Source organism: Priestia endophytica DSM 13796 (genome assembly GCF_900115845.1).
Taxonomy (GTDB): domain Bacteria; phylum Bacillota; class Bacilli; order Bacillales; family Bacillaceae_H; genus Bacillus_I; species Bacillus_I endophytica.
Genome location: NZ_FOXX01000003.1, coordinates 325924 through 352390, shown reverse-complemented (window position 1 = coordinate 352390; position 26467 = coordinate 325924). Strand labels below are relative to the sequence as shown.

General features: G+C 36.0%; 29 protein-coding genes. 17 read left to right on the top strand and 12 right to left on the bottom strand.

The window, feature by feature from the left end:
* Positions 1–25: 25 nt before the first annotated feature.
* Entirely contained in the window at positions 26–1825 is a 1800-nt protein-coding gene (locus tag BM012_RS08535) for a right-handed parallel beta-helix repeat-containing protein (protein WP_061805040.1), read from the top strand.
* A 55-nt stretch (positions 1826–1880) separates the two neighbouring features.
* On the opposite strand, the gene BM012_RS08530 is transcribed toward BM012_RS08535, so the two are convergent.
* A complete protein-coding gene (locus BM012_RS08530) occupies positions 1881–2930 on the bottom strand; it encodes an NAD(P)/FAD-dependent oxidoreductase (protein WP_061805041.1) in 1050 nt (349 codons plus the stop codon).
* Between the two features lie 200 nt (positions 2931–3130).
* Here BM012_RS08530 and BM012_RS08525 point away from each other — a divergent pair, with 200 nt between their 5' ends.
* The 3 genes from BM012_RS08525 to BM012_RS08515 all read left to right on the top strand — a co-directional run bounded on the left by BM012_RS08525 (position 3131) and on the right by BM012_RS08515 (position 6137).
* Positions 3131–4138 (top strand): FecCD family ABC transporter permease, encoded by a 1008-nt coding sequence (locus BM012_RS08525; protein WP_061805042.1) that lies wholly within the window; start codon positions 3131–3133, stop codon positions 4136–4138.
* Positions 4135–5148: a FecCD family ABC transporter permease gene (locus BM012_RS08520; protein ID WP_061805043.1), complete on the top strand. Its 1014-nt coding sequence runs from the start codon at positions 4135–4137 to the stop codon at positions 5146–5148. Before BM012_RS08525 ends, BM012_RS08520 begins: the two co-directional genes overlap by 4 nt.
* Positions 5149–5240: 92 nt before the next feature.
* The gene (locus BM012_RS08515) at positions 5241–6137 is read left to right on the top strand and encodes an NAD(P)/FAD-dependent oxidoreductase (protein WP_061805044.1); all 897 of its coding nucleotides are present in this window, start codon (positions 5241–5243) and stop codon (positions 6135–6137) included.
* A 44-nt stretch (positions 6138–6181) separates the two neighbouring features.
* On the opposite strand, the gene BM012_RS08510 is transcribed toward BM012_RS08515, so the two are convergent.
* A complete protein-coding gene (locus BM012_RS08510; protein WP_161939320.1) occupies positions 6182–6700 on the bottom strand; it encodes a GNAT family N-acetyltransferase in 519 nt (172 codons plus the stop codon).
* A 147-nt stretch (positions 6701–6847) separates the two neighbouring features.
* On the bottom strand, positions 6848–7051 hold the full coding sequence (locus tag BM012_RS08505) for an alpha/beta-type small acid-soluble spore protein (RefSeq protein ID WP_061805046.1): 204 nt from the start codon (positions 7049–7051) through the stop codon (positions 6848–6850).
* 144 nt (positions 7052–7195) lie between these two features.
* Between BM012_RS08505 and gloA2 the strand changes: the two genes are divergently transcribed.
* Positions 7196–7588 carry an SMU1112c/YaeR family gloxylase I-like metalloprotein gene (gloA2, locus tag BM012_RS08500; RefSeq protein ID WP_061805047.1) on the top strand — a complete coding sequence of 131 codons (393 nt, stop codon included), beginning with the start codon at positions 7196–7198 and terminating at the stop codon, positions 7586–7588.
* On the opposite strand, the gene BM012_RS08495 is transcribed toward gloA2, so the two are convergent.
* Entirely contained in the window at positions 7583–8035 is a 453-nt protein-coding gene (locus BM012_RS08495; RefSeq protein WP_061805228.1) for a 2-thiouracil desulfurase family protein, read from the bottom strand. The two genes, gloA2 and BM012_RS08495, sit on opposite strands and share 6 nt — an antisense overlap.
* A 141-nt stretch (positions 8036–8176) precedes the next feature.
* Entirely contained in the window at positions 8177–8581 is a 405-nt protein-coding gene (locus BM012_RS08490) for a hypothetical protein (RefSeq protein ID WP_019395326.1), read from the bottom strand.
* Positions 8582–8750: 169 nt separating this feature from the next.
* Between BM012_RS08490 and BM012_RS08485 the strand changes: the two genes are divergently transcribed.
* Genes BM012_RS08485 through BM012_RS08475 form a run of 3 tightly spaced genes read left to right on the top strand, consistent with a single transcriptional unit; the run spans position 8751 to position 10057 of the window.
* Positions 8751–9296, top strand: coding sequence for a TetR/AcrR family transcriptional regulator (locus BM012_RS08485; protein WP_061805048.1), 546 nt, complete (start codon positions 8751–8753; stop codon positions 9294–9296).
* Positions 9297–9308: 12 nt separating this feature from the next.
* Positions 9309–9668, top strand: coding sequence for a DMT family transporter (locus tag BM012_RS08480; RefSeq protein WP_061805049.1), 360 nt, complete (start codon positions 9309–9311; stop codon positions 9666–9668).
* A complete protein-coding gene (locus tag BM012_RS08475; protein ID WP_061805050.1) occupies positions 9665–10057 on the top strand; it encodes a YvaD family protein in 393 nt (130 codons plus the stop codon). Before BM012_RS08480 ends, BM012_RS08475 begins: the two co-directional genes overlap by 4 nt.
* Here BM012_RS08475 and BM012_RS08470 read toward each other — a convergent pair.
* Positions 10054–10233, bottom strand: a complete 180-nt coding sequence (locus BM012_RS08470; RefSeq protein WP_061805051.1) for a hypothetical protein — start codon at positions 10231–10233, stop codon at positions 10054–10056. The two genes, BM012_RS08475 and BM012_RS08470, sit on opposite strands and share 4 nt — an antisense overlap.
* Positions 10234–10472: 239 nt before the next feature.
* Here BM012_RS08470 and BM012_RS08465 point away from each other — a divergent pair, with 239 nt between their 5' ends.
* A complete protein-coding gene (locus BM012_RS08465) occupies positions 10473–11816 on the top strand; it encodes an MATE family efflux transporter (RefSeq protein ID WP_061805052.1) in 1344 nt (447 codons plus the stop codon).
* Positions 11817–11846: 30 nt separating this feature from the next.
* On the opposite strand, the gene coaA is transcribed toward BM012_RS08465, so the two are convergent.
* Positions 11847–12782, bottom strand: coding sequence for a type I pantothenate kinase (gene coaA, locus BM012_RS08460; protein ID WP_061805053.1), 936 nt, complete (start codon positions 12780–12782; stop codon positions 11847–11849).
* A 216-nt stretch (positions 12783–12998) separates the two neighbouring features.
* On the opposite strand from coaA, the gene BM012_RS08455 reads away from it, so the two are divergent.
* Positions 12999–13223: a DUF3951 domain-containing protein gene (locus tag BM012_RS08455; RefSeq protein ID WP_061805054.1), complete on the top strand. Its 225-nt coding sequence runs from the start codon at positions 12999–13001 to the stop codon at positions 13221–13223.
* A 61-nt stretch (positions 13224–13284) separates the two neighbouring features.
* On the opposite strand, the gene BM012_RS08450 is transcribed toward BM012_RS08455, so the two are convergent.
* Positions 13285–14235, bottom strand: a complete 951-nt coding sequence (locus BM012_RS08450) for a D-2-hydroxyacid dehydrogenase (RefSeq protein ID WP_061805055.1) — start codon at positions 14233–14235, stop codon at positions 13285–13287.
* 117 nt (positions 14236–14352) lie between these two features.
* Between BM012_RS08450 and BM012_RS08445 the strand changes: the two genes are divergently transcribed.
* The 3 genes from BM012_RS08445 (at position 14353) to BM012_RS08435 (ending at position 15724) form a co-directional block, all read left to right on the top strand.
* The gene (locus tag BM012_RS08445; protein WP_064505017.1) at positions 14353–14529 is read left to right on the top strand and encodes a CsbD family protein; all 177 of its coding nucleotides are present in this window, start codon (positions 14353–14355) and stop codon (positions 14527–14529) included.
* Between the two features lie 174 nt (positions 14530–14703).
* Positions 14704–15102 (top strand): hypothetical protein, encoded by a 399-nt coding sequence (locus BM012_RS08440; protein WP_061805056.1) that lies wholly within the window; start codon positions 14704–14706, stop codon positions 15100–15102.
* 142 nt (positions 15103–15244) lie between these two features.
* Positions 15245–15724: a site-2 protease family protein gene (locus BM012_RS08435; protein WP_061805057.1), complete on the top strand. Its 480-nt coding sequence runs from the start codon at positions 15245–15247 to the stop codon at positions 15722–15724.
* Positions 15725–15833: 109 nt separating this feature from the next.
* Here BM012_RS08435 and BM012_RS08430 read toward each other — a convergent pair whose 3' ends face one another.
* Positions 15834–17219 carry an amino acid permease gene (locus BM012_RS08430; protein WP_372439984.1) on the bottom strand — a complete coding sequence of 462 codons (1386 nt, stop codon included), beginning with the start codon at positions 17217–17219 and terminating at the stop codon, positions 15834–15836.
* Between the two features lie 609 nt (positions 17220–17828).
* On the opposite strand from BM012_RS08430, the gene pruA reads away from it, so the two are divergent.
* The 3 genes from pruA to BM012_RS08415 all read left to right on the top strand — a co-directional run bounded on the left by pruA (position 17829) and on the right by BM012_RS08415 (position 22440).
* Positions 17829–19391, top strand: a complete 1563-nt coding sequence (gene pruA, locus BM012_RS08425) for an L-glutamate gamma-semialdehyde dehydrogenase (protein ID WP_061805059.1) — start codon at positions 17829–17831, stop codon at positions 19389–19391.
* 73 nt (positions 19392–19464) lie between these two features.
* Complete coding sequence (locus tag BM012_RS08420; RefSeq protein WP_061805060.1) at positions 19465–20379, top strand: proline dehydrogenase family protein; 915 nt, start codon at positions 19465–19467, stop codon at positions 20377–20379.
* Positions 20380–20763: 384 nt separating this feature from the next.
* On the top strand, positions 20764–22440 hold the full coding sequence (locus BM012_RS08415; protein WP_061805061.1) for a sigma-54 interaction domain-containing protein: 1677 nt from the start codon (positions 20764–20766) through the stop codon (positions 22438–22440).
* Between the two features lie 54 nt (positions 22441–22494).
* On the opposite strand, the gene BM012_RS08410 is transcribed toward BM012_RS08415, so the two are convergent.
* The 3 genes from BM012_RS08410 to BM012_RS08400 all read right to left on the bottom strand — a co-directional run bounded on the left by BM012_RS08410 (position 22495) and on the right by BM012_RS08400 (position 25246).
* Positions 22495–23037 (bottom strand): YIP1 family protein, encoded by a 543-nt coding sequence (locus tag BM012_RS08410; protein ID WP_268801488.1) that lies wholly within the window; start codon positions 23035–23037, stop codon positions 22495–22497.
* 103 nt (positions 23038–23140) lie between these two features.
* A complete protein-coding gene (locus BM012_RS08405) occupies positions 23141–23824 on the bottom strand; it encodes a hypothetical protein (RefSeq protein WP_061805063.1) in 684 nt (227 codons plus the stop codon).
* 435 nt (positions 23825–24259) lie between these two features.
* Positions 24260–25246: a YeiH family protein gene (locus BM012_RS08400; protein ID WP_061805064.1), complete on the bottom strand. Its 987-nt coding sequence runs from the start codon at positions 25244–25246 to the stop codon at positions 24260–24262.
* Positions 25247–25360: 114 nt separating this feature from the next.
* On the opposite strand from BM012_RS08400, the gene BM012_RS08395 reads away from it, so the two are divergent.
* The gene (locus BM012_RS08395; protein ID WP_061805065.1) at positions 25361–26239 is read left to right on the top strand and encodes a LysR family transcriptional regulator; all 879 of its coding nucleotides are present in this window, start codon (positions 25361–25363) and stop codon (positions 26237–26239) included.
* The last annotated feature ends 228 nt before the right edge of the window (positions 26240–26467 follow it).

Below are 26467 nucleotides of genomic sequence, written 5' to 3'. Positions count from 1 at the left end.
ATTGATGAGTTATGAGGTGGCTTTCATGATTAACGAAAACGTTCTTTTGGTGTCCAAGACATCTTCTGATTCTTTTAAGTCTGTTAGTGAGGCAATTGCCAATGCAGACAATGGAACCAAAATTATCATTGAACCTGGTATATATTATGAAAATGTCCCTCTTAAGATTGACAAAGAAATCTCCCTTGTTGGACGTGGACATCCCTCTGAAGTAATTGTTTGTAATATTTTAACGCCTGTTGCGTCTGTCTATGCGAAAGAAGCAAAAATCCAAAACATAACCTTTTACCGCGGGACAGAAAAGAAACAAAGCGATTTTGGAGTTGTTGTCTTAGCTGGAGAGAGCATTTTTGAAAATTGTCATTTTATATCTGAAACGGCTTATGGTATAAAAGTCGCTGGAATAGAAGCAAACCCACTTTTTAAAAACTGTCAGCTTTATTTCTGTAACGGAGTTGGAGCGCATCTTACAAGCAATGCAAAGAGCCGATTTGAGAATTGTTCCATTTATCACAATAGAGGTTCAAATGTTGTTGCAGATAATGGGGCACATCCTTCCTTTGAAAACTGCCGTATTTGGGGAAGCAAGCAAACAGGTGTGTATGCGAGTGGAGAAAGCATTGTATCTATTCGCTCCTCTAAAATTTTTCAGAATGAGAATACAAATCTTGTTGTAACAGATGAAGCTAGAGGGGACATTTATTCATCCAAAATTTTTGAAGGAAAAACGCGGGGAATTGTTGTAGAAAACAACGGTCATGTTTGGATTGAGCACAGTGATATTTACGAACACCTTCATTCTAATATTGCTGTTCTTTCAGATAGTACATTTCGTGCCACTCGCTGCCGTATTCATCATAGCGTATACGAAGGAATTTTTATTACACAGCGAGGTGAAGCATTTTTAAAAGAATCCTCTGTTTATAGTAATAAAGGTCATAATATTTCTGTTTCGGAGAAAGGCCATATAAGTATGAGTGATTCGCAAATTTATGATAGTAAGCAAAACGGACTTCTCCTTGAAAAAAACGGAGAAGGCACGCTTGAGAGATGTGATATTCATCATAATCACTATGCAAATATTAAAATAAGAGAAAAAGGAAGCATAACGGCAAGTGAATGCTCTGTTTATAATAGTGAACAAAATGGTCTTTGGATTAAGGAAGAAAGCTCGGCTTTTTTCTACCGTTGTCGCTTATTTAAAAACGGTTATTCAAATATTCATTCAAGGTTGAACAGCCATGTTACGCTTTCCCATTCTGAAAGCTATGAAAGTCGGGAAAATGGCATATGGGCAACAAGATCAGCAAATGTACATTTGAAAAAGTGTCATATTTATAAAAATGAAGCTGCAAATGTTCAAGTTGAAAAAAGATCTGTAGTTACAATAGAAGATTGTCATATTTACGATGGCGAGCAAGAAGGAGTTCTCGTTAACGAATCGGCGAAAGTGCTTGTTTCACACTCGAAAATATATGCTCATGAATGGGATGGCGTTGTTATAAGAGAAGGAAGCTACCTTTCAATGGAGCATAGCGCTATCTATGATGGTGCACAGCATGGATTGTTCGTTGAAAGGGAAGGAACGTGTGAAGTGATTCATTGTGAGATTTATAATCATCAAGGTTCAAATACAGGTGTTGCAACAAAGGGCTTTTTATCTCTTAAAAAATCTTTTCTTCACAACGCGAACAAATTTGGTGTTTTTGCTGTCGATGAAGGAGAAGCAACAGTAAGTCAATGTGAAATTCATCATCACCAAGAAGGCGACTTCCGTGCAACTGAAGAAAGTCAAATTTATCGAAACGAAAAAAAACAAGAATAACAAAAAAGGTGAAAAAGCAAGAAGAGCTCTTTTTCACCTTTTTTAAAGGGAAAATCTATTTTACAAGTTGTTTTACAAGTTCTTTGTTTCGTTTTTTAAATATTTCATTATGAGAAGATACCATTGCGCTTTTATGAGCGGTTGGTTCAATAAACAATTTTGCTTTATTAACAGCGTTTGCTGCATCTTGGAATGCTCCAGCAATTAAATGCAGTTTTCCCTCATGGTGGAGAATATCTCCAGCAGCATAAAGTCCTTCAATAGAAGATTCGCTGTTTGAACTTCCTGAAATAAAGTAGTCTTTTGCAATATCAATATTAAGATCGCTATTTTTGAGCAGAGCCTGATCTCGTTCATATCCATGATTAATGATGACTTCGTCAATTGAAACAATAGTCGTTTCACCTGTTTTATGGTCAGTTAACTCAACGCGTTCAACTGTATCTTGTGTATCTGAAGCGATAAGCTTTGTAATAGATGTATTGAAAAAGCAGTGAGCAGAGCTGTTTAGTAGTTGGTTGACTTGTGCTTCATGTCCTGTTAATATCTCTTTTCGGTATGTAACATACACTTTTTTAGCAATTGGCTCAAGCTCATTTGCCCAGTCTACAGCTGAATTTCCGCCTCCAGAAATAATAACGGTTTTATCTTTGAAACGCTGCAGAGATTTTACAGTATAGTTTAAATTTGAAACTTCAAAACGCTCTGCGCCTTGAATGTCTAATTTCTGAGGATTTAAAATACCGCCTCCAACGGCAACGATTACTGTTTTTGAAATATGCTCGTTTCCTGAAGCTGCTTTTAGCACAAAAAATCCTTCTTCATTCTTTGAAATAGAAATAATTTTTTCAGACAGCACAACAGTAGGATCAAACGTTAATCCTTGTTCAACAAGTTGCTCAATTAATTTCGCTCCAGGAATAGGAGTAAGTCCACCAATATCCCAGATCATTTTTTCAGGATAAACATGCACTTTTCCACCTAATACTGGCTGGTATTCAATAATTTTTGTTTTCATTTCGCGAAGTCCGCTATAAAAAGCTGAGTAGAGTCCAGCTGGTCCGCCGCCAATAATTGTTACGTCAAAGAGTTCTTTTTCCCCCATATGTTGTGCACTCCTTTTAAAAAACCGATAGTATTGATTATCATTATCAATTAAATAGTACACCTTTTTTGCTTTTTTTACAATCCTAAATCATATTGACAAGAAAAAAGAACAAGTATAACATTGATAAAGGTTATCAATTAAAAGAGCTTTTCCTAGTTATTGTCATACATAAAATTAAAAAGATATGAGAGGATATCATGAATAAGAAAAGGGGACGTATTGCTTTTACATATAAAATGATTGCCTGTATGATCATTTTAATTGGCATATTTATAGCAGGCTGTGTATTTGGAGCAGCAGAAACGACCATTAAAGACGTTTGGCTTGCTTTTACTTCAGATGTAAAAAATGAGCAAATTACAATGCTTCGTGAAATTAGGTTGCCGCGCGAAGTAGCAGCTGTTCTTGTTGGAAGTGCACTTGCTGTGGCAGGAGCGATTATGCAAGGATTAACGAGAAATCCGCTCGCAGATCCTGGACTTTTAGGATTAACAGCAGGAGCGAACGCGGCCCTTGCTATAGCCGTTGCTTTTATTCCTGGCGCAAGCTATATGGGAACAATGGTTGCTTGCTTTATTGGAGCTGCTGTCGGGTCTATTATTGTATTTGGAATTGGCTCTGTTAAAGGAGGGCGTTTTTCACCTCTTCGTATTGTTTTAGCAGGTGCTGCAGTTTCTGCTTTCTTGTATGCTGTTGCAGAAGGAGTAAGCCTATATTTTAAAACATCAAAAGATGTCTCAATGTGGACTTCAGGAGGAATGATTGGAACAACGTGGACACAGATAAAATTCATGGCCCCCGTTGTGATAATTGGCATTCTTCTTTCTCTTCTTCTATCTAAACAGCTTACGATTTTAAGCCTTAGTGAAGAGGTAGCTGTTGGATTAGGGCAAAAGATTGGGCTTATTAAAGGGCTTCTCTTTATCGTCATTATTTTACTAGCAGGTGCAGCTGTATCACTAGTAGGGAATATGGTGTTCATTGGCCTTATGGTTCCTCACATCGTTCGAACGATTGTTGGAACAGATTACAGGTTTATTTTGCCAGTCTCAGCTGTTGTGGGAGCTGCTTTCCTTGTCCTTGCCGACTTGATTGGGCGGACGATTAGTGCTCCTTATGAAACGCCTGTAACTGCTGTTGTAACTGTAATAGGATTACCCTTCTTTCTATTTATTGTTCGTAAAGGAGGAGGGAAGTACTTATGATTTCACCATCTTTGCAAAAAAAGCAGCGCCTTTTGTTTAGTTTGTTTGTACTTGTTCTTTTGATTACTATTTTTATTTGTCTTGGTATAGGTTCTTCTTCTCTTTCGTACAATCGTCTTCTTCCTGTATTTTTAGGAGATGGAACGTTTAAAGAAGAATTTATCTTATTTTCCATTCGTCTTCCACGCATTTGCATAACCATTTTAGCGGGGATAGCTCTTGCGTTATCAGGTTCTATTTTACAAACGATTACAAGGAATGATTTGGCTGAACCTGGTATTATTGGTATTAATTCAGGCGCAGGTGTAGCTGTAGCTCTTTTCTTTTTATTTTTACCAATTGAAGCTGGCTCATTTATTTATATGCTTCCACTAGCTGCTTTCATTGGAGCGCTTGTTACCGTATTGCTTATTTACTTTTTCTCTTATGATCGTTCGTCTGGCTTACAGCCTGTTCGGCTTGTGCTCGTTGGAGTTGGTTTTTCATTCGCTCTTTCGGGACTGATGATTGTGCTTATTTCATCGGCAGGACGGGAAAAAGTAGACTTTATTGCAAAATGGATTAACGGTAACATTTGGGGAACAGATTGGCCGTTTGTTTTGGCGCTGCTTCCATGGGTTGTTATTCTTATTCCATTTACAATGTACAAAGCAAACAAGCTTGATGTTTTAACATTAAGTGAATCAGTTGCAATAGGAGTGGGACTGAGAATTGAAAAAGAGAGAGTTATTCTGCTGCTAGCTTCTGTAGCACTAGCTGCATCAGCTGTCTCGGTTACAGGGGGAATTTCATTTATTGGCCTCATGGCTCCACATATTGCGAAAACGCTCGTTGGACCGAGAAGCAGAATGTTTATTCCACTTGCAATTGTCTTAGGAGGATGGCTACTTTTTGTAGCAGATACAATTGGTCGAAATATTATCGAACCAAACGGTCTTCCAGCAGGAATTGTCTCTGCACTGATTGGTGCTCCATATTTTGTTTATTTACTTCTAAAACAAAAAAAATAAGTAAAAAAGGCTTCTGTACATAGCAGAGGTCTTTTTTATGTATAATTTGTTCCCTGTTAATGAACGTTAATAAACAATAGAGGAGGGATAATATGATGCTATATGACTGTATCATTGTAGGTGGGGGAATTGCTGGTCTTCAAGCTGCCATTCAGCTTGGAAGATATCGCTATAAAATTCTTGTTCTGGATACAAGTGAAGGTCGTTCAACATTATGCAAAGGATACCATAATTTGTTAGGGTGGCCACAAGGAGTAAGCGGTGAAACGTTAAGGAAGTTAGGACGAAAGCAAGCTTTATCGTATGGAGTTGCTTTTGAAGAGGAAAAGGCTGTTTCTGTTGTAAAAAAGCAATTCTTTGAAGTACAAACAGAGCAAAACACTTTTGTAGGAAAAACACTCCTATTAGCGACAGGGCTTCGCGATCATTTTCCTCCTATTTCTTCTTTAAAGGCTTGTCTAGGAAAAAGCATATATGTTTGTCCAGACTGTGATGGGTACGAAATTATGGGAAAAAAAACAGCCGTATTAGGGGCTGGAAAAGCTGGAGCTTCCCTCTCATTAGAACTTGCATACTTTGATCAACCCATTACATATATTAATCATGGTGAAGAACTCGATCTAGAAATGCAAAAAACTCTCCATGAACATAACATTTCCATTCGTTCTGGTAGTGTAGCCTCTATTAAAGAAGAAAATGGGATAATCAAATCAGCTCTTTTAAAGTCAGGAGAGAAAATAGAAATGGAACGCGCTTTTTTAGCTTTTGGTGGAAATAAAATTCATAATGAGCTCGCTCTTATGCTGGGGGTTGAGCATGAAAAAAAGGGACATGTTATTGTTAATCCACGCACGAAAGAAACAAATATAGAAAACGTATGGGCAATTGGGGATTTAGTTGCTCATTCTCAGCAGGTAGCTATTGCTTTAGGAGACGGAGTGCAGGCAGCTATTTGGATTCATAAACGCTTAAAAAAACAAAACAGCTAATCAAAAACCGTACTCTTCAGAAGACGAAAAGTACGGTTTTGTTGTTAGAATGATTTTACGTTTCTTTTTTGTCTGATAAGCTCCCAGTATGTCCGTTCTCCGCTGTTACTAGTATTACAGAACCCGCATTTTTCAAGTACTCTTGCTGATGCTTTATTTTCTATCACACACTCAGCAACTATTGTATGTATATGTTCATGTGAAAAGAGCCATGAAATAAATGCTTTTACAACCTCACTTCCATATCCGTATCCTCTGTAGTCTGTCACAACTCCGTATCCAATCTCAACATGATCCTTTTGGTCAGGATACTCGTAACAGCTTATTTGTCCAACAAGCAGTCTTTGTTTCTTGTGTACAATGAATCTATTCCACTGTTGTTTAAAAGGATGGTTAAGAACATCTAGAGCAATGATAGGAAGGAGAAGAGAGTAGTTTGCATTTGGCCACTGAGGAGAGATAGCATAAGGAAAAAGTCTTTCTAAATGTGAGCGACCTTTCAAAACTGCTTGGGCATACGAACTTTTAAAGGAGACGAGCTGCAAGCGCTCTGTTTCAATCATAATATTTCCTCCAGCTTGTTCATTCGCGAAATAACGGGAACCAACAGAACAAAAAAGCATTAAGCTCTTCTCTAAATATAAGGAAGAAGGTAAAGGAAAACAATGTTAGATGTTCTAAGAAGAAAAAGAGGGATAAAAAACGTCCCTCTAGTGGTAAGCTGATCCGCCTAATTTTTGTTCAGCCATTTGAACTAAGCGTTTTGTAATTTCTCCACCAACTGAACCGTTAGCGCGAGAAGTAGTGTCAGCACCTAGCGTTACACCAAATTCAGAAGCAATCTCATGCTTCATTTGTTCAATAGCAAGTCTTGCTTCATCACGAAGTAAATCATTTGAACGATTGTTAGCCATAAAGGTCACCTCCTTTTTTATATAATTTCACCATTTTTTAGAAATATGTATAAAAGAAGATTTTTTTTTGTAGATTATGATAAATCTCAATGTAGGATAGGAGATTTACCGTTATAATAAAAGAAAAAAAGAGAGGGGAAACATATGAATATTAAAGGAATTCATCACGCAGCAATTATTTGTTCAGACTATGAAAAATCCAAAGATTTTTATATGAATGTGTTAGGATGTGAAATGATTCATGAAAGCTATCGGGAGGAGAGAGACTCTTTTAAATTAGACTTAGAAATAGGCGGAAAGGATAGAATTGAACTGTTCTCTTTTCAGAATGCGCCAGAGCGTCCAAACTATCCTGAGGCAAGAGGGTTACGTCATCTTGCTTTTGAAGTGGAAAATTTACAAACATGTATAAAACATTTAAACAAACATGGCGTTCAAACAGAACCTATAAGAGTGGATGAAATTACAAATAAGCGATTTACTTTTTTCAAAGATCCAGATGGATTACCGCTTGAGCTTTATGAAGAAGGTTTATAAATAGTAAAGATCTTCTTCACTTAGTACGATAATGCCCGTTTTGCTTAATAGAGCGCTTGTTACACCTTCTCCTTGTATTATCTCGCCGGAGAAAGTTCCGTTATATATAGCTTTGCTTCCACATGATGGGCTAAACTGTTTTAAGACAACATGAGTTACCTGAAGTTTTAAGGCCATTTCTAACGTTTTGTAAGCACCTTTTACATACAGATCTGTCACATCTCTTCCCGATTTTTCAATAACTTTTGCGTTTCCAGCCAAAACGTCTTTACCAGTACCACCAACAATTTCTGCAGATTGTCGGGGTGTGAAAAATCCACCTAGGAGTTCAGGACAGACGGTAACCGCTTTTTTTTCTTCCACTAAACAACGTATTTTCTCTTTCAAACGATGAGTGCCGTCATACCGGCACTCTATACCTGCTAAACATGAACTAACTAAAATCAAGAACAACACCTGCACTTTCTCCTCTGGTAGTAAAAATATAAAATGAGATGAAAAAAACAAGAGGATTTCCAAAAAAGTTGGAAGGTATAGCGAAAAATAAGAAAGGCTAAAAGAGGACGTATAGGTAACACTCAAAATCCATTATACAGAAGCTTCAGCATAGATTTCGTGTGATAAGGTCATATAAAGATCTTCAAGTTCCTTATGATATTGACGAGTATGATGCATTGTATCTTCAACTGCAAATGAATCCAAAAACTCATGATCAAACATTTCAAACTTTTGAATAAACGCTTCAAGCAACCTTTTGTTCTTTTCAGAAAGGAAGTAATAATATGTATCTTCTATTGTTTCCTTGAGTCGATACGCTCTACTTAATAGTTCAAGAGCAACTTGTCTGCTTGAAATAGATACAGCGGATGGATAGAGATGATTATACGAAATTTTTAAGTAGTATAAAGCATCTGCAGAGAGAGACATAAGCTTAGCGAGCTTGTTACGCAACGCCTTCACTTTGCAATCTTTCACTTCGCCATTTTCTGTCAACTAAGATTCCTCCTTATAAATATTTCTTCCCTTATTCCATTCGACACGGCCTCTAAAAACCCTTTTAATATTCAGAAGATTGTGCAGTAATTAATTAGGAAAAGAGTGGAAAAAACTGATGGTACTAAAAAAACTTTTGTGGTACCATTAGTTTTAGGAGGTGGAAAATATGGAAAATAGAATAATGGAGGAAGCGATAAAACTTTTAAAATTAAAAGGAGTAAAATTTACAATGAATGAGCTTGCTACTGAACTATCTGTAAGCAAGCGAACGTTATATGAACATTTTCCTTCTAAAAACCATCTTATCAATAAGATTGTGGACTGCTTTTTGGCGGAAATAAAAGTAAAGGAGGAGAAAATAGCGTTAGATACAACACTCTCTCTTATAGAGAAAATCAAACTGTTACTTGTTTGCGTTCCAGCAGAAGGGGAAGCAATGGATGCAAGACTCCTTCTTGAACTAAAAAAGTATCACTATGATCAATGGGAAAAAGTTCAGCTATTTTTAAAAGAAGAGTGGAACATCATAACACATTTATTAGAACAAGCAAAAGATGAAGGGATTCTTAAGGATATATCGATTCCGCTTTTTATTGAAATGTACATTGGAGCTTTTAATAATGCTTATACTTCCTTGTCCGAACACAATCTTACGCTAGGGGAGCTTCTTCAACAGATTGTGGAGATTTTAATGAACGGAATTAAAGCTTAGGAGGAGAGAATTTTGCATTGGATATATTTAAGTATAGCGATTATTTTGGAGCTCGCAGGAACTATAACAATGAAACTAACAAATGGGTTAGAGAAATGGGGGCTTAGCCTCCTTATGCTCACATTTTATGGAGGAAGTCTTACTTTTTTAACACTTGCCTTAAAAAACATAGAAATTTCAATTGCTTATGCTATTTGGTCTGGAATGGGAATCGTCCTTATTACAGGGATCGGCTTTCTATATTTTAAAGAAGAAATAAGCATAGTAAAAGTTATCGCTATTCTTTTTATTTTGATTGGAGTCATAACGCTAAACATCACATCAAGCGAGCATGAAGCTTATAAAGATGAGAAAGTTGTGGAAAACAGATGAGATCTCTTCCTTATTTTTTTCTCGTTACAGATATCGGTTTTGTTCTTTATTGGTTGCTCACGCTTTTTCATTTTATTCCTCTTCACTATGCATTCAAAGATTACGAAAATCCCATTCTTGTAGCATGGAATTGGTCGTTCTTTCCACTAGATATCCTTATTTCAATTACGGGGTTTATAAGCTTAGCTTTATATAGAAGAAACAATAGAAACTGGGAATCTTTTGCTTTTTGTTCTCTTCTTCTTACTTTTTGTGCAGGACTTATGGCGCTTAGCTTTTGGATTGTAAGAAAAGACTTTGACATCATGTGGTGGGGAGCGAATTTATTTTTGCTCATTTACCCATGTTTCTTCCTCAAAAGCATGTTCACTTTAAGAGGAAGGAGTTAAAATTTCTGCTTTTGAATGTCTTGAAAAGTTAGAGGACCACCGTGGCCAACATAGATTTTACTTGGTTTCTCATGAATCAAACGTTGAACACTTTTTCGAACAGCATCCATATTATGAGCAAAGTAATGGTGTCTCGGTTTATGAGGAAGAAAAAGGCCGCCAATGTGTCCACCCACTAAAAGATCTCCTATAATCATTTTACTGTTTTTTAAACATTTTTCTTAGGGGCCCCTGTATCAACGATAATTGTTTTTTCTTCTTGAATGACGAACACGTTTGCTTGCCCAACTTTTAATGAATGAATCATCTTTACGCTCCTTTTTAAATGTATTAAAAAATGTGAAGTCAAATAGCATGAATTACCTTCTTCTTTTTGGCATAATAGGGAAAGACAATAAAAAGGGGGAGGATAAATATGGCACGGTATGACTTTACAGAGGGAAATATATTTAAGCAAATGTTATGGTTCTCAACCCCCATTTTACTAACAAACTTGCTTCAGACGTCTTATCAGTTTATTGATAGTTTGTGGGTTGGTAATTTACTAGGGGCTCAGGCGCTTGGAGCTGTTGCAGTATCAGGTACCGTGATTTTTACGATTTTATCATTTGTCATTGGAGTAAACAATGCCTCATTAACCATTTTATCTCAGCAAAAAGGGAAAGGAAATGAAGAAGGCTTAAAAAACTATTTAAATGCCTTCGTTGTTACGCTTACATGTTTAGCATTTGTGCTTGGAGTTGTTGGTTATTTCTTAGCTCGTCCAATTTTAATGATGCTAGGAACGCCGCCATCAATGGTTGATGAAGCTACGTTATACTTAAAGATTAACTTCGTTGGGATTCTCTTTTTGTTCGGCTATAATTTTATCGCAACTGTTTTACGAGCATTAGGAGACAGCCGAACACCGTTAAAGTTTGTATGTATTGCGGTTCTTCTTAATACAGTGCTCGCACCATTGTTTATTATACAGTTTCATCTTGGAATAGAAGGAGCTGCATATGCAACCCTTATTTCACAAGCGTTTGCTTTTCTGTATGGACTAGCTTTAATAATTAGGAAAAAGCTTGCTCCATTCACAAAGCCGAGTTTACCTCAAAAGGAAGAAATCCTGCTTATTTTAAAGCTTGGTATTCCTGCAGGACTGCAAATGATGGTGATTTCTTCAGGGGTAATGGCCATTATGAGCGTTGTGACAAGTTTTGGAGAGCATACTGTAGCTGGTTTTGGGGCAGCACAGCGTCTGGATTCGTTACTAATGCTTCCAGCAATGGCTCTTGGTACAGCTGTTAGCAGTATGGCTGGTCAAAACATAGGTGTTTCGAAGTGGGATCGAGTGCATAAAATTGCGCGGTATGGGGTTTTATACAACTTGGTCATTATGCTTGTTGTTTCTGTTATCATTTTCTTCTTTGCTCATGAAGCTGTTAGTCTTTTTACAAATGACGAGAGTGCTATTAAGTTTGGAGGAGAGTACCTCCAAATTATTGCCTTTTTTTATCCGCTCCTTGGGATTAATTTTATTTTAAATGGAGTTGTCCGAGCTTCGGGAGCTATGATTCAAATTTTACTTTTAAATGTTGTTTCCCTTTGGGTGCTACGCTACCCACTAACATATGGTTTATCTGCTTTTTTTGGAGAGATGGGAATTGGTCTTGGAATGGGCATTAGCTTTTTAATTAGCAGTATAGTTGTCTATTTCTATTACAGATATGGAAAATGGAAAGAAAAAGAACTTTTTGAAAAGAAGAGAATGTGAAAAGAGAGCCACTTGTAGTGGCTCTCTTTTTTATAGTTGCTTCATGCGGATTTTCTCTACTCCATGATCTTGTCCTTTACGAAGGATAAGATCTGCCCTATAGCGGGTTGGAAGAATGTTCTCATGAAGGTTCTTTTGGTTAATATCTTTCCAAATATTTGTCGCTATGTTTGTTGCTTCTTCTTCAGAAAGGCCTGCATAGCGATGGAAATAAGAATCTGGGTTTTGAAAAGATGTTTGACAAAAGATTTTAAAACGTTCTACATACCAACGGAAAATATCAGACTCATCAGCATCTACATAAATCGAGAAATCAAAGAAATCAGACACGGAGAGCTGAGGAGTCTCAAAATTTTGCATTTGTTGGAGAACGTTAATGCCTTCCAAAATTAAAATGTCAGGCTGTGAAATATGAGTATATTCATCTGGAACTCTATCGTATAGCACATGTGAATAAAGAGGCGCATTAACATGTGGGTCTCCAGATTTTACAGCTGTTAAAAAATCAATTAAATATTTTGTATCATAGCTTTCAGGAAAACCTTTGCGGTGCATGAGTCCTTTTTCTTCTAACACATGTTTAGGATATAAAAAGCCATCTGTTGTTACAAGATCAACGCGCGGATGTTCAGGCCAGCGAGACAAAAGCGCCTGAATAACGCGTGCTGTTGTGCTTTTCCCAACGCCGACACTTCCGGCAATTCCGATAATGTAAGGTACTTTACTGCCTTGTTTACCAAGAAAGTCGTGTGTACCTTTGAAAAGCATTTGAGAAGCTTTTACATAAAGATTTAAAAGACGAGAAAGCGGTAAGTAAATGTTTGATACTTCACGGACGGACAGTTTATCATTAATGCCTCGGAAGTTTTCGACTTCTTCTTTTGTTAATGGAAAAGGTGTAACAGAGCGAAGCTTAGACCATTCCTTTTCCGTGAACGTTATGTATGGAGAGTATGTTCCATTCATGATTTAATCCCTTCTCTACTACTAATAATGTAATTATAAAAACTATAGCACATAAAAAAGAAGATGAATAGAGGAGAAAGAAAACGTATACAAAAATGAATGGATCTTTCTAGTCTTTCTCTTGCTTTCTTTGTTCATCCATAATTTTCATTTAGTCGATTTTATTGAAACCAACAAAGTGAAGAAAACGTATAAAAATAGAGGAGGGGAAGCTCGTTGCTTTTTTTATCTCTTATGTTTCTTACTTTTACAATGGTTTTTATTTTGATAGTTTTGGTTGCGTGCTACAAATTTTTTATTTTAAAACGTATGGTTTCTAAAAGCCACTATACGCCATTTGATTATATTACAGGACAAAATACTGTTGAATTTCATGAAGAAGAAAATAACAGGGAAGAAAATAAGGATAATGGAGAAAAATTTAAAAAAGCTCCCTATTAGAGCAGTATTCCATTAAAAGCTTAGAAAGGCTTTTGATGGAATACAGTGTCTCTTTGCGGAATTAGTAGCCTTTTTCATAGTCCACTGTATTAATAGAAGGTGTTTTTCCACTGAGATAGTCTTTTACATTTGGAAGAAAAATATCTTCTACAACTCTCTTCGCATAATATTCAGTAGCGCCAGAAGTATGTGGAGTCACAATCACGTTTGGGAGTTCCCAAAGCGGGCTGTTTTCTTCAAGTGGTTCTTGTTCAAAAACGTCAAGCCCAGCTCCTGCAATTTCCGCGTTTTGTAAAGCGTGAATAAGTTCTCTTTCACGAACAAGCTCACCTCTGCCAATATTCACAAGAAATGCTGAGTTTTTCATTTGTTTAAACTGCTCTTCACCGAACATTCCGTGTGTATCTTCAGTGAGAGGAAGTGTAATCACAACATAATCACAGTGAGGCAAGAAAGAAGGGAGATCTTTTGTTGTATACATTTCATCAACATACTTTTCTTCTTTACCTGAGTGGCGAAGACCTAGCGTTTTCATATTAAAAGCTTTCGCAATTTTAGCCGTTTCTTTACCAATGGCGCCCATTCCAATGATCCCAATTGTTTTCTCATGAAGTTCTAGGCTCAATCCGCTATTATGCCACTTTTTCTCGAGTTGATTTCTTACATATGTATGAATTTTTCTTGTTAAAGATAAAAGAAGTCCAAAAATAGTTTCTGAAATAGGATAAGCGTGAACGCCACTTGCTGTAGAAAGAAAAACCTTCTTTTCTTTAAGTTCTGTAAGTGGAAGTGTATCAACACCAGCGCTCCAGCTTTGTAAAAAGCGAAGATTCTTAAATTCTTCAACATTCATCTCTTTTCTCCAACCGAGCATAACTTCTGCTTCTTCCACGTAGTTTTTCCATTTGCTTTGGTCTTTTTCAATAATTACATTAAATCCTTCAGCAACTTCTTCAATTGCGGAACGGTATTCTACGACATCGTGTACGATAAGCATTGTTTTCATATTCATTCCTCCTTAGAGCTAGTCTATCATAAAGCTCTTTTCAATCAGAATTTATAATATGTTTGATTTTTTTAAGAGAGGGAAAAGAAAAAATAACAATTTAAAAAGGAGAAGGTGATGTAAATGAGTAAAAACAACGGACTTAGTGAAAAAGTGAAAAGTGCAGTGAATAAAGTAAAGGGAGAAACAAAAGATCAAGTCGGGAACGCCACGAATGATCGTCGCATGCAGAATGAAGGTAAAAAAGATAAATTAAAAGGCGATGTTCAAAAAGAAATTGGAAAAGTAAAAGACCGCTAAGAATAAGCTCTTCTCTTCAGAGAAGAGCTTATTCTTATGTGAAAATGCATTTTTAATAGAGATATAGGTCTTTAGATAGAGGTGAAGAGGAAAAAGAGTCTTTTTTACCATCCAATATCTTACTTTATCCCTTTATAATGGAAAGATAGAGTGGTATGGAAGGAAGGATAAGATATGGCAAGACAGCAAGGATTAGAGCATCTTACACATGAGGTTAGCGATGCTGCACATAAAGTAGGGGATGCGCTACACCATGTGAGTGATACAGTAGGAGAGGCAATTGAGCGAGAATTTCTAAAAGCAAAATATTTAGCACAAGCTCTTGTCCTTGAAAGCTATGCAAACACGGTAAGAAGAGCTGTTAACCACTTCAATGAAGGTGCTCAAGAAAACGTAAATGCTTGTGGTGTACATGCGAGCTCTTGGCTTGGACATCAAAAAGACGTTTACATAGAGCATCAGGCTCAGCTTACGATAAAGTCTCAAAAGGCAAATGAAACAGGCTCAACTCTTATTCAAAAACTAGAAACACTTGCTGCTGACTTACGGAGCAAGGCTAAAAATATAGCATAGCGTATGTAAAGAACACATCTTTGTGTTCTTTTTTTTCTTTTCTATTTAAAAAAAGGTTTTGAACAAAAAAAAGGTGGAATGTAGGAGAGAAAAGGAAACTTTTTATAAGCTTCCGTCCATTAAATTAACAGGAGGGACCATCATGTTTGGGTTTGAAGATTTACCGAAGTTTTTCTTTTCCTTTTTAATTGTCCTTCCACTTGTCGCCATAACTCATCAACTAGGACATTTAATCGTTGCTATTCTTTTTGGGGGAAGAGTAGATTTTACAATTGGTCGTGGTAAAACGATTTTTAAGAAGGGGAAATTTAAAATTAAGTCTGTCTATTTTTTAGATTCCTTTTGTGTTTATGAAGGATTAAAGATTGATAATCGATTTACCCATGCTTTTGTATATGCAGGAGGAATAATTGCTAACCTAGCTTCTATTTTGATTATGAATGGGTTAGTAGTATACAGTGCAGTGGAGCCTTCTCTATTCTCTTATCAGTTTGTTTATTTTTCTGTCTACTATATAGCATTGTCTCTTTTGCCTATTAAGTTTTCAGAAACAACGTCAAGCGATGGTCGAGCGATCTATGATGCACTTCGCTATGGAAAGATTGCCTGTAATCCAGACTGAGTCTAAGTTTTGCGTAATAAATAAAACTTAGAAAGAATGTCTCATCGTGAGAGAAAATAATGAAGAGATAATGAAAAAGCCCCTTACATGAAAGTAAGGAGCTTTTTCATTATGAAATTTCTTCTTTTGTAGTCGTTGCAACGCTTGTTACATTTTTCTTTTTAATTAAGAAATAAGAGGCTACAACACATAAAGCAATCAATGTTGTGAGATAAAACTGTGAGCGAAGCGAATCAATGAATGCCATTGCAAAGAAAATACTAGCCATTGCAGCGATTGTAATATACGTTAAGTAAGGGAAAAACCACATTTTAATTTTAAGCGCTTCGGGATTTGTCTTCTCATACCTATGGCGCAGTCTTAATTGTGAAAAGGCAATAACGAGATAAACAAGTAGCGCAACTCCGCCAGAAGCATTCACTAAGAACAAGAAGATTTTATCTGGTGAAAGATAGTTAAAACCAACGCTAATATAGGAAACAATTGTACAACCTATAATGGCATTAAAAGGGATTCCTTTTTTGTTTACTTTTAAGAACATGCGAGGAGCATCTCCTTTTTGAGCCATTGAAAACAGCATCCGTGAGCTTGTGTAGAGACCTGAGTTCAAGCAAGAAAGGACAGCTGTTAATACGATAAAGTTCATAATTTGGGCTGCTCCTGGAACGTTTACCATTTCTAAAATGGAAACGAAAGGGCTCTTCAGAAGAGTTGGAGAGTCCCAAGGAAGAAGCGTAACAAGAATCATCATTGATCCAAGGTAAAAAATAAGAATACGATAAATAACTGTTCTTGTAGCAATTGTAATTGCTTTTTCAGGATCTGCTGATTCTCCAGCTGCTGTTGCCACAATTTCAGTTCCCATGAATGAAAACATAACAAGTGCCACACCTAAAAGTACGGAGCTTATGCCATTTGGAAGAAAGCCGCCATGTTCAACTAGGTTAGTTGTTCCTGGTGATTCAACGCCTGGGATAAGGCCTAAAATAATTGCTCCTCCAAGAATTAAAAATAAAGCAAGACTAACTACTTTTATAAGAGAAAACCAGTACTCAAATTCTCCAAATGACTTAACGGAGTACACGTTTGTAAGGGTTAATAAGAAAGTAAGAATGAGACTCATAGCCCAAGAAGGAATGCCTGGAAACCAATATTGAATAATATTTGATCCTGCAATGGCTTCAACAGCAATAACGATTACCCAGAAAAACCAATAAAGCCAGCCAATCGTATATCCTGCCCAAGGACCTAGAGCTTGTCTTGCATAAGTAGCAAAAGAACCGCTGGACGGGTTAGCTGTAGACATTTCACCAAGCATTCTCATAATGAGAATAACGAATAAACCTGCAAAAGCGTAAGAGAAGATAGAGCCTGGTCCTGTTTGACCGATAAGGGTTCCACTTCCTATAAAAAGCCCAGCGCCGATTATTCCTCCTAAGGAGATCATTGTAATATGACGAATTTTTAATTCTTTCTTTAGTTGCGGTTGTTCCATATTCATTATGTAGTTCCTCCTTTGCGACATCGAAAATAGAAAACGCTTTCAAAATCGTAGATTTGTTAGGAAACGAGCTATATTCCTCCTTTACTAAAAAGATAAATAAAAATAGTGTTCATAAAAATTTCTTAATTGTATGATAATTTAAATTATACAACATTGTCTACTGTTTTTAGTAAATTAAAGTATTTTTTATACAGTTTCACTTGTAGATGATCTTAAGTATATATAAGAAATAAGAGAAAGTATAATACATTGTTCGACTTTCTAACATGAAATTTTACATTTTTAGATTTAAAAGGCAATTTTTCTCTTTGAGTTACTTTTTTCTATAGAAAAGAATGTTAGAAAAAGGGAGAAGAGGTTGTGTATTTTTTTAAACACTTTTGTTCAAAAACAAAAATTTGAACATTTTTGTTAAAAAAAGTGTATACAAACGAAAACGAATGTGTTTATAATAAAGCATAGAAAATTTAATAAATTATAAAAAGTCAGATAACTGAGGTGGAGATATACTCCAAAAGATGTTTTTAAAGAGATGGCTTTACACGTAATTTGTTATGAAAGTGGTTTTACAAAATTGACTGTTTAAAAGGAGAGAATAAAATGACAACAAATACAGAAATCAAAGCGTACAAACATGAGCCATTTACAGATTTTACGGTAGAGGAAAATAAGACACAGTTTCAAGAAGCTTTAAAGCTTGTTCAATCATCTCTTGGAAAAGATTATCCACTTGTTATTGGTAAGGAAGAAATTGAAACAGAAGACAAAATCATTTCTGTGAATCCAGCAAACAAGAGGGAAGTTATTGGTCGTGTTTCAAAAGCGGATCAAAAGCTAGCGGAAAAAGCAATGGAAGTAGCATTAGAAACTTTTAAAACATGGAAAAAAGTTGATCCTACAGAACGTGCAGAAGTACTATTTAAAGCCGCTTCTATCATTCGTAACCGCAAGCATGAATTCTCAGCTTATTTAGTAAAAGAAGCAGGTAAACCATGGAAAGAAGCTGACGCTGATACAGCTGAGGCAATTGATTTCCTAGAGTTTTACGCTCGTCAAATGCTGAAACTAAAAGATGGTGTTCCTGTTGAAAGCCGTGAAGGAGAGAAAAACTCATTTGGCTATGTACCATTAGGAGTTGGAATCGTTATTTCTCCATTCAACTTCCCATTTGCAATTATGGCTGGAACAGCAGCTGCTGCGGTTGTAACTGGTAACACAGTGCTTCTTAAACCTGCAAACAACACTCCTGTTATTGCGGCGAAGTTCATTGAAGTAATGAAAGAAGCAGGTCTTCCGGATGGTGTTCTAAACTACATTCCTGGAAGCGGCGCAGAGCTAGGTGATTATCTTGTAGATCATCCAAAAACTCGCTTCGTATCTTTTACAGGATCTCGTGAAGTTGGTTGCCGTATTTATGAGCGTGCTGCAAAAGTACATCCTGGTCAAATTTGGCTAAAACGTGTTATTGCTGAAATGGGCGGAAAAGATACTGTTGTTGTTGACCGTGATGCAGACCTAGATTTAGCAGCTTCTTCTATTGTTTACTCTGCGTTTGGCTTCTCTGGACAAAAGTGTTCAGCAGGATCTCGTGCAGTTGTACACCAAGATGTGTATGACGAAGTATTAGAAAAAGCAGTTGAGTTAACAAAAACATTAACACTAGGAAATCCAGAAGACGTAAATACGTATATGGGTCCTGTTATTGATCAAGCTTCATTTGATAAGATTTCAAAATATATTGAAATTGGAAAAGAAGAAGGAAGATTAATGATTGGTGGTAAAGGAGACGATTCAGAAGGCTACTTTATTGAACCAACAATTTTCGCAGACGTAGATGAAAAAGCGCGTCTTATGCAAGAAGAAATCTTTGGCCCTGTTGTTGCTTTCTCAAAAGCGCGTGACTTTGATCACATGATGGAGATTGCAAATAATACAGATTATGGTTTAACAGGAGCTCTTTTATCAAATACAGAAAGCCATATTGAACGTGCGAAAGAGGAATTCCACGTTGGGAACCTTTACTTTAACAGAGGTTGTACAGGAGCGATTGTTGGTTACCATCCATTTGGCGGTTTCAATATGTCTGGTACAGATTCAAAAGCTGGCGGCCCTGATTATTTAATTCTTCACCTACAAGCTAAAACAACGAGTGTGACTCTTTAATTAAGAAGAAGGAGAGCATTTTGCTCTCCTTTATTAAAAAAGTGTAAGGAACATAGAGAGGGGAGAGAATCATATGTTAGCAAATGTATCGAAAAATGTGTTTCTTCACGCTTCACAAAATAGAGTGCTAAATAAAGCAGCTAAAAAATGGGGACTTCGATTCGGTGCTGGGCAAGTTGTTGCTGGAGATACAATCGAAGGGGCGATGAAAAAAGTCCGCGAACTTAATGAAAAAGGATTAGTTTGCACACTGGATCATTTAGGTGAATTCGTCTCAAGTAGAGAAGAAGCAACAGAAGCCACTCAATATAACGTACGAACATTAGAGGCAATGGCCGCTAATGGGGTAGACTGTAACTTATCTGTTAAAATGACGCAGCTTGGACTAGACATTGATCGAAGCTTTTGTTTAGATAATATGCGTCGTATTTTGGACACAGCGAAACAGTATAATAACTTTGTGCGAATTGATATGGAAGACTATGCTCATTGTCAAATGACACTTGATATTTTACGAGAACTGCGAGAAACATATGATAACGTTGGGACTGTTATTCAATCATATTTGTTCAGAGCAGAGCAAGATGTAAAAGATTTGAAAGGAGTTCCGTTACGGCTTGTGAAAGGAGCGTATCAAGAATCTCCAACAGTTGCTTTTCAAAACAAAGAAGATGTTGATAAAAACTACGTACGCATTATTGAGGAACATCTATTAAGTGGAAGTTATACAGCTATTGCTTCTCACGACCATAATATTATTGAGAAAGTGAAAGAAATGGTCGAAAAGTATAACATTCCTCGTACGCAATTTGAATTTCAAATGTTATATGGATTCCGTTCAGAGCTTCAGCTAAGTCTAATTCAAGAAGGCTACAAAGTGCGTGTTTATGTTCCTTTTGGAAAAGACTGGTTTGGCTACTTTATGCGTCGTCTAGCAGAAAGACCGCAAAATGTAGCATTTGCTCTTAAAGGATTCTTCTCAAAATAAATAAAATAAGGGTGTCATTTTTCGGAAGAATTGCCTACATTAAAACAACAACGAAAAAAACACCCTTCTAAATAATATACCTTTTCCTTCTATTATATAGTTATCTATATAGTCATCATTTATAACCTTCATTTTCTCCCGAAAAATTCTTGATCCATTCGTCTTACTTCAATACATTCACTTTTCTTATTAGAGATATATTGGTTCCTTTCGTAATTATTTGTTATGCTAAAATTACAAAACTTTCTTCATTTCTTATGTAATGTTAGAATTATTAAAATAAGCGAGTTCTCTATATTGCAAGAGAAAAACGCTAAAAACGAGATTAAGCATAGCATCACATATATATATTAGATGAAAAATATAGAATGAAAGGAATCTCATATGCTCGAATTTGAACAAAATAATCTTCACACGTCTTTCCTTATTACTTCTTTGAATCAAGACATTTCTGAGATAAAAAATAAACTAACAGAATACTCGTTCGTTGTTGTCGAAGGAGAGAAGTATTATGTTATCTCTCGCAATGAACGCCATTTCCTTCCGGGTGATGATATATTAGTAAAGCAATGGATTGAACAAACAGAATGGCCATCATCTCCTATTTATATAGAAGAACTTTCATTAAGCGATCTGGATTGGAATCGCCCCCTTCTTGTTTCAAACAGGGAAGGAAAAATAAAAGGTATCATAACCGCAACTTCCTGGATTAAAACATTGGAACGAAGAAACGAGAATTTAGAAAATGCTTTTTTTACGCTTGCTGAAACGATTAATGATGCTGTGACAGCTGTTGATCGAGATGGAAACGTTGTTTGTTGGAATACAGCGGCTGAAAATACATATAAGATTAAGCGGGAAAATATTATTGGCCAGAAGATAGGTGAGCATTTTCAGTCCGATTCTATCGTCTTGCATCGGATTTTAAATGAAGGACGTCCTGTTCGAGGAACCTACCACAGGCCGAACAGCGATAATCATGTCCTCATTAATGCCTCCCCAATTACAAGTCAGAATCAGATTATCGGCGGTATTGCGACAGAGCAGGATATCACGCAGATGGTCCGGCTAAATGAAGAGCTCGATTCTTCGCTTCCGCTCTTAATTCAGCAGCCTAAACCTTTTTCGTCCATTGTTGGCACAAATTCAGATCTTCATCAAGCGCTAAAAGTAGCTCAAAAAGTAGCGTATGCAGAAATTCCTGTTCTTTTAACAGGGGAATCTGGGTCTGGAAAAGAGATGCTTGCTCAAGCTATTCATTATGGTGGTTCAAAACGTACAGGACCTTTTATAACCTTAAATTGTTCAGTTGTTCCTCCAAACTTTCTAGAGTTTGAGCTTTTTGGATATCAAGAAAGAACGTTTACTGAAGATGAACAGGTTACTCAAGAAGGGAAGATTCAACAGGCATCTAATGGAACGCTTTTTATTGAAGAACTTGATAAAATGCCGCTCGATGTTCAGCAAAAGTTCTTAAATTATTTGGATGATCAAGCCTTTTATCGTGTAGGGGAGAATGAACCTGTTACCCTTTCAGAGAATACGCGTGTTATTGCATCAACATCACAAAATTTAGAAGAAATGATGCAAAATGGAGAGTTTAACGAAAGTCTTTATTATCATTTAACAGTTATGAATATTTATATTCCACCGCTTCGTGAACGTAAGGAAGATATTCAAGAACTTGTCGAGCAGTTTATGCAAGAATTTAGTGCAAAATATAAGAAAAAAGCACCTGAAATTTCCGAAGAAGTCATGGAAGTGTTGCATACTTACAGCTGGCCTGGAAACGTCCAAGAACTTAGAAACGTTATCGAGCGATTTATCTTACTCTGTGACGGAGGTCATGTTAGTGTTAGTTACCTTCCACATAACATGAGAGAAGATTTTTCTTTGCCAGAAGAGGAAAAGGAAGTAGAAGAAAATGAAGAGAAAAATGAAGCTGTTCTAATTGAGGAAGCACTCAAGAAAACGTATGGCAATAAAAGTGCAGCAGCGAACTTATTAGGGATATCGCGAGGGACGTTATATAATAAGTTAAAAGAATATGGACTAAACTAGCGGTATTAAAAAGAAAAGCGACATAGCGTCGCTTTTTCTTTTTTTATGATGAAGTTATATGAAAAGTTGAATAATGTGAAAAGTAATATAAGAAATAACGAAAAATGAAGCAATGAAAACAAACGGTAAAATAATAAGAACAAATAAAGCTACCCATTTGCGGACTTTTTCAATTTTGCTAATATTTACCGTCCAGTTAATTAAACTCCATAAAGCTAAAACCAATCCTAGCATCGTAGCAATAAATATTAAAAGTGTATCTGTAGGGGTTCCGTAGTAAGATATGTATTCAGCTGGATAGAAATAAAGGGCACCTGTAATGGAAACAACAATGATTGCCACTAAATTAGCGGGAATACAAGGAAAGAACTCAATTAGCAATGCTTGTACATGTTCCTTATATATTGCTCCTTGGCCACCTAGTCGTTTTATGAAAAGTTTGACAAGAAAGCTGCCAACGAAAGTGTAAATAAGTCCTACAACAAGACCAAGCCCAAATATAGAGAGAAAAGCTTCTCCTAAAGAAGTATAATCGAAGCGTCTTGAAAATAGAGGGCTTAACCCGACATTAAATAAAAGTAAAATCATTACTGGGATGCTGAGCTTTGTTTTATAATGGTGAAAAGCTGCGCGCTATTTGAAAAAAATGCGCAGATAATTTCGCATATGTATTCTCTCCTAATGTTTTATCTTAGTTTTTTTAAGAGGAGAAAGGTACTGAAGCAATCGAAAGAATAAGTATAACACTCATTAAGATAATCCATAATCCGATTATCGTCACAATAATCGCAAGGAATCCTTTCCACGCTGACATTTCTTCCGCTCTTCCAATAGAAATACACCACACAAAAATTGACCGTATACTTGCTACAATATGCAAAATGATCCATATCCCTATTAGCACAGGTAAAAAAGTAAAATCACGTTCTACATAGACTTGTTCTGGGTTTTGTAAGAAAAGAATGGTAGATAAGACTGCTACTATAAGCAAGGCAATATTCGATGGTAAATAAGTTAACATGCTAAATAAATAAGCTTTGCGATGGTCTTGTAGCATATGGCTTTTCCCACCTATCCACTTTGAGACCGTTTTAGTGGAAAATCCTAAGACATATGAAATAATAAAAGCAATGAGCCATGAGATTAAAAATAGGACAAGAAAGCTCAGTGGGATAAAAAGTAAACTAGTTTCAGAAACATCGCCAAGCATCATAAAACCATAAAGAAAAAAGCCGAGGGCAAGAGTTAAAACAACTCCATAAAAACCAACACTTGTAAAGCCTGCGTTTAATAATAGAAGAAATATAGCCCACTTACTTTTAATTACTTTATTCTGTTCCCAGAAGGCTGATGGGCGATAAAAAAGATACCAGTAGTTTTTCATTGTATTCCTCCTTTTAAAAATTCAAAATGTTATCTTAAATAGAAAAAAATGAAAAAAGACAACAGAAACAATCGTAGCAAAGGGAGAAACTCTTTCACAAGAGGCCTTTAGCATATTTATACAATTAAGGAGAGTGATTACAGAAAAAGAGATAGGGGTATTATGATCTATTAATAAGGAAGTAAATGTATAAAAAACTCATTTCTTCTCTGGTGAACAAGGAGATCATGATGAAAGTTTTAAAGTAATAATTATCTATTTTAGTTATTAAGAACTATATAATATTTCTAAAAACAATCTTTTTCCTCTCTTTACGTGCATTGTTTATAGGTATAAAAGGCATTGTAAGGATAAAAAAACGTTAAGAAAAGAAGGATCGTATACGATCCTTCTTTTCTATACTACATGCTTTAAATTTGACCTATGAAATACAGATTAATGAGTCCAAAAAACGATGAAAAACCCAGCAATAGATAAAACTAAAGAACCGAACAAACAGGCAAAGAAAGCACTTTTCCCTTTTTTTATTAAGGTTTCTATTCTCACTTGTAACCCAAGAGCTCCCATAGCCATGGAAATGAGCAGGTAAGCAATTGTTTGTAGATAGGATTTTGTTTCTTCTGTAAAAAGCCCAAACGTATTGAGAATACTCATGATAAGAAATCCAATGATAAACCAAGGAAAAGTAATGGTCGTACAGTGGGATATTTCTTTGTTCTTATTAAAAAATAAACCTACTATAAAGGCAATTGGCACAAGCATGAGTACTCGAGAAAGTTTAGCGATAAGAGCTGCTTCAACAGCTTCTTGACCAAAAGGAGTGGAAGCTGCTATAACATGGGCAATTTCGTGAAGCGTTCCACCTGCAAAGAGGCCATACTCCGTTTTAGAGAGTGGTAACAGGGGGAAAAGTGAAGTGTATAAAATGGTGAAAAATGTGCCAAGCAGTGCTACAACTGCAATGCTTGTTGCTGTTTTTTCATCTTGAGCTTTTATTTGAACAGCAATTGCTACAACAGCAGCTGCTCCACAAATAGCTGTTCCACACGCTGTTAAAAGTGAGAGGGTTTTATCCACTTTTAACAATTTAGCAAAGAAGATAACCGCAACAAATGCTATTAAAATGTTTGTAAGTGTAGAAAGAGAAAGAAACCATCCCCCTTCATAAATATCTACTATATTTAATTTTGCTCCGAGAAGAATAATTCCCATCTTGAGCAATCTCTTGTTGGAGAAAGAGATTCCGCTATTTAGAGAAATGGGGACAGAAATAAGTGTTTTTAACAACATACCAATCATAATAGCGATAACGAGCTGCCCCACAACAGATAGATATGGAAGTTTCGCTAACAAATAGGAGAATGCTGCAATGATAGCCGTAACAAATACTCCTCCTATAAAAAATAAACGCTTCTTATCCATAAATGCTGCTCCTTCCTCTTTTAGCTATTATTAACTTTACGTAAAGAAAAAGGATAAGTAAAATACATATAAATGATAGTAATGATTAGTTTTTTTAATAATAGGAGGGGCGTTATGTACTATGATGCTTTGAAAACATTTGTTAGTGTAGTCGAGGAAAGAAATTTTACAAAAGCAGCCGAGAAACTACGGATTTCTCAACCTAGCGTAAGTTTACATATTAAAAACCTTGAAGAAGAGTTTCAGACAACACTTCTCAAAAGAACGCCTAAAATGGTCACAGTAACTCCTACGGGAGAAATGCTTTATGAAAGAGCAAAGCAAATTCTTCATTTATACAAACAAGCAAAACAAGAGATTTACGAATATCATCATTTTGTTCAAGGAAAATTAACGATCGGGGCGAGTTTTACAATTGGTGAGTATGTGTTGCCAAAGTTACTCAGTGAATTTCATCAACTATATCCACATGTAGAAATTGAAGTACTGATTGATAATACAGCGCAAATTGCTGAACATGTGCGACTTTTTCAAGCTGACATTGGTCTTATTGAAGGACGAGTCAATCATACTGAACTTCAGATTTCGCCATTTTTAGAAGACGAGCTTTCTATTATTGTAAAGGAAAACAGTTTGTTTCTGACTCAAAAAAATCTTTCTTTGTCAGATTTACAAAATCAAACATGGATTACGCGAGAAAAGGGGTCAGGCACAAGAGAGTATTTAAAACATGTGCTTGATTCTAACGGTTTAAAAGCACGTACATTTATTACAATGAGCAGTAACCAAGCTATTAAAGAAGCAGTGTTGAATGGAATGGGAATGTCCATGTTATCTACATATGCTCTTAAAAAGGAGGAAAGGATAGCGATTCTTCCAGTGAAAGAAGCGGTGTTTAAACGTAAATTTTCTTATATAGAAAGTCCTGTTGTAGAAGAAAACAAAAATAAAGCTCTTTTTCTAACATTATTAAAGAAACTAACGAAAAAATAACTAAAGTAAAATGACCTTTATATTTGTCGAAATTTCTCGAAAAATTAGCGTTAAAGCGTTGAACCCGACTAACATTATCGGTATAATCAATCATTAAGCGACAATTTCAGAAAACAAGAGACTTTTGCAGTGATTTTTGTTTGACAGATAAGGGCCTGTCATATAAATTATAGGAAGGACTTTAAAACTGATAATACATATTAGAATACTTGGTTTTAAAACCTTTAT

Coding starts and splice junctions, on each gene's coding strand:
- BM012_RS08475 (WP_061805050.1), top strand. CDS start 9,665: ATGAGATCTCTTCCTTATTTTTTTCTCGTTACAGATATCGGTTTTGTT.
- BM012_RS08485 (WP_061805048.1), top strand. CDS start 8,751: ATGGAAAATAGAATAATGGAGGAAGCGATAAAACTTTTAAAATTAAAA.
- BM012_RS08535 (WP_061805040.1), top strand. CDS start 26: ATGATTAACGAAAACGTTCTTTTGGTGTCCAAGACATCTTCTGATTCT.
- BM012_RS08510 (WP_161939320.1), bottom strand. CDS start 6,700: ATGATTGAAACAGAGCGCTTGCAGCTCGTCTCCTTTAAAAGTTCGTAT.
- BM012_RS08395 (WP_061805065.1), top strand. CDS start 25,361: ATGTACTATGATGCTTTGAAAACATTTGTTAGTGTAGTCGAGGAAAGA.
- BM012_RS08415 (WP_061805061.1), top strand. CDS start 20,764: ATGCTCGAATTTGAACAAAATAATCTTCACACGTCTTTCCTTATTACT.
- BM012_RS08440 (WP_061805056.1), top strand. CDS start 14,704: ATGGCAAGACAGCAAGGATTAGAGCATCTTACACATGAGGTTAGCGAT.
- coaA (WP_061805053.1), bottom strand. CDS start 12,782: ATGAATGGAACATACTCTCCATACATAACGTTCACGGAAAAGGAATGG.
- BM012_RS08430 (WP_372439984.1), bottom strand. CDS start 17,219: ATGGAACAACCGCAACTAAAGAAAGAATTAAAAATTCGTCATATTACA.
- BM012_RS08465 (WP_061805052.1), top strand. CDS start 10,473: ATGGCACGGTATGACTTTACAGAGGGAAATATATTTAAGCAAATGTTA.
- BM012_RS08515 (WP_061805044.1), top strand. CDS start 5,241: ATGATGCTATATGACTGTATCATTGTAGGTGGGGGAATTGCTGGTCTT.
- BM012_RS08405 (WP_061805063.1), bottom strand. CDS start 23,824: ATGAAAAACTACTGGTATCTTTTTTATCGCCCATCAGCCTTCTGGGAA.
- gloA2 (WP_061805047.1), top strand. CDS start 7,196: ATGAATATTAAAGGAATTCATCACGCAGCAATTATTTGTTCAGACTAT.
- pruA (WP_061805059.1), top strand. CDS start 17,829: ATGACAACAAATACAGAAATCAAAGCGTACAAACATGAGCCATTTACA.
- BM012_RS08505 (WP_061805046.1), bottom strand. CDS start 7,051: ATGGCTAACAATCGTTCAAATGATTTACTTCGTGATGAAGCAAGACTT.
- BM012_RS08420 (WP_061805060.1), top strand. CDS start 19,465: ATGTTAGCAAATGTATCGAAAAATGTGTTTCTTCACGCTTCACAAAAT.
- BM012_RS08520 (WP_061805043.1), top strand. CDS start 4,135: ATGATTTCACCATCTTTGCAAAAAAAGCAGCGCCTTTTGTTTAGTTTG.
- BM012_RS08435 (WP_061805057.1), top strand. CDS start 15,245: ATGTTTGGGTTTGAAGATTTACCGAAGTTTTTCTTTTCCTTTTTAATT.
- BM012_RS08525 (WP_061805042.1), top strand. CDS start 3,131: ATGAATAAGAAAAGGGGACGTATTGCTTTTACATATAAAATGATTGCC.
- BM012_RS08530 (WP_061805041.1), bottom strand. CDS start 2,930: ATGGGGGAAAAAGAACTCTTTGACGTAACAATTATTGGCGGCGGACCA.
- BM012_RS08400 (WP_061805064.1), bottom strand. CDS start 25,246: ATGGATAAGAAGCGTTTATTTTTTATAGGAGGAGTATTTGTTACGGCT.
- BM012_RS08450 (WP_061805055.1), bottom strand. CDS start 14,235: ATGAATATGAAAACAATGCTTATCGTACACGATGTCGTAGAATACCGT.
- BM012_RS08445 (WP_064505017.1), top strand. CDS start 14,353: ATGAGTAAAAACAACGGACTTAGTGAAAAAGTGAAAAGTGCAGTGAAT.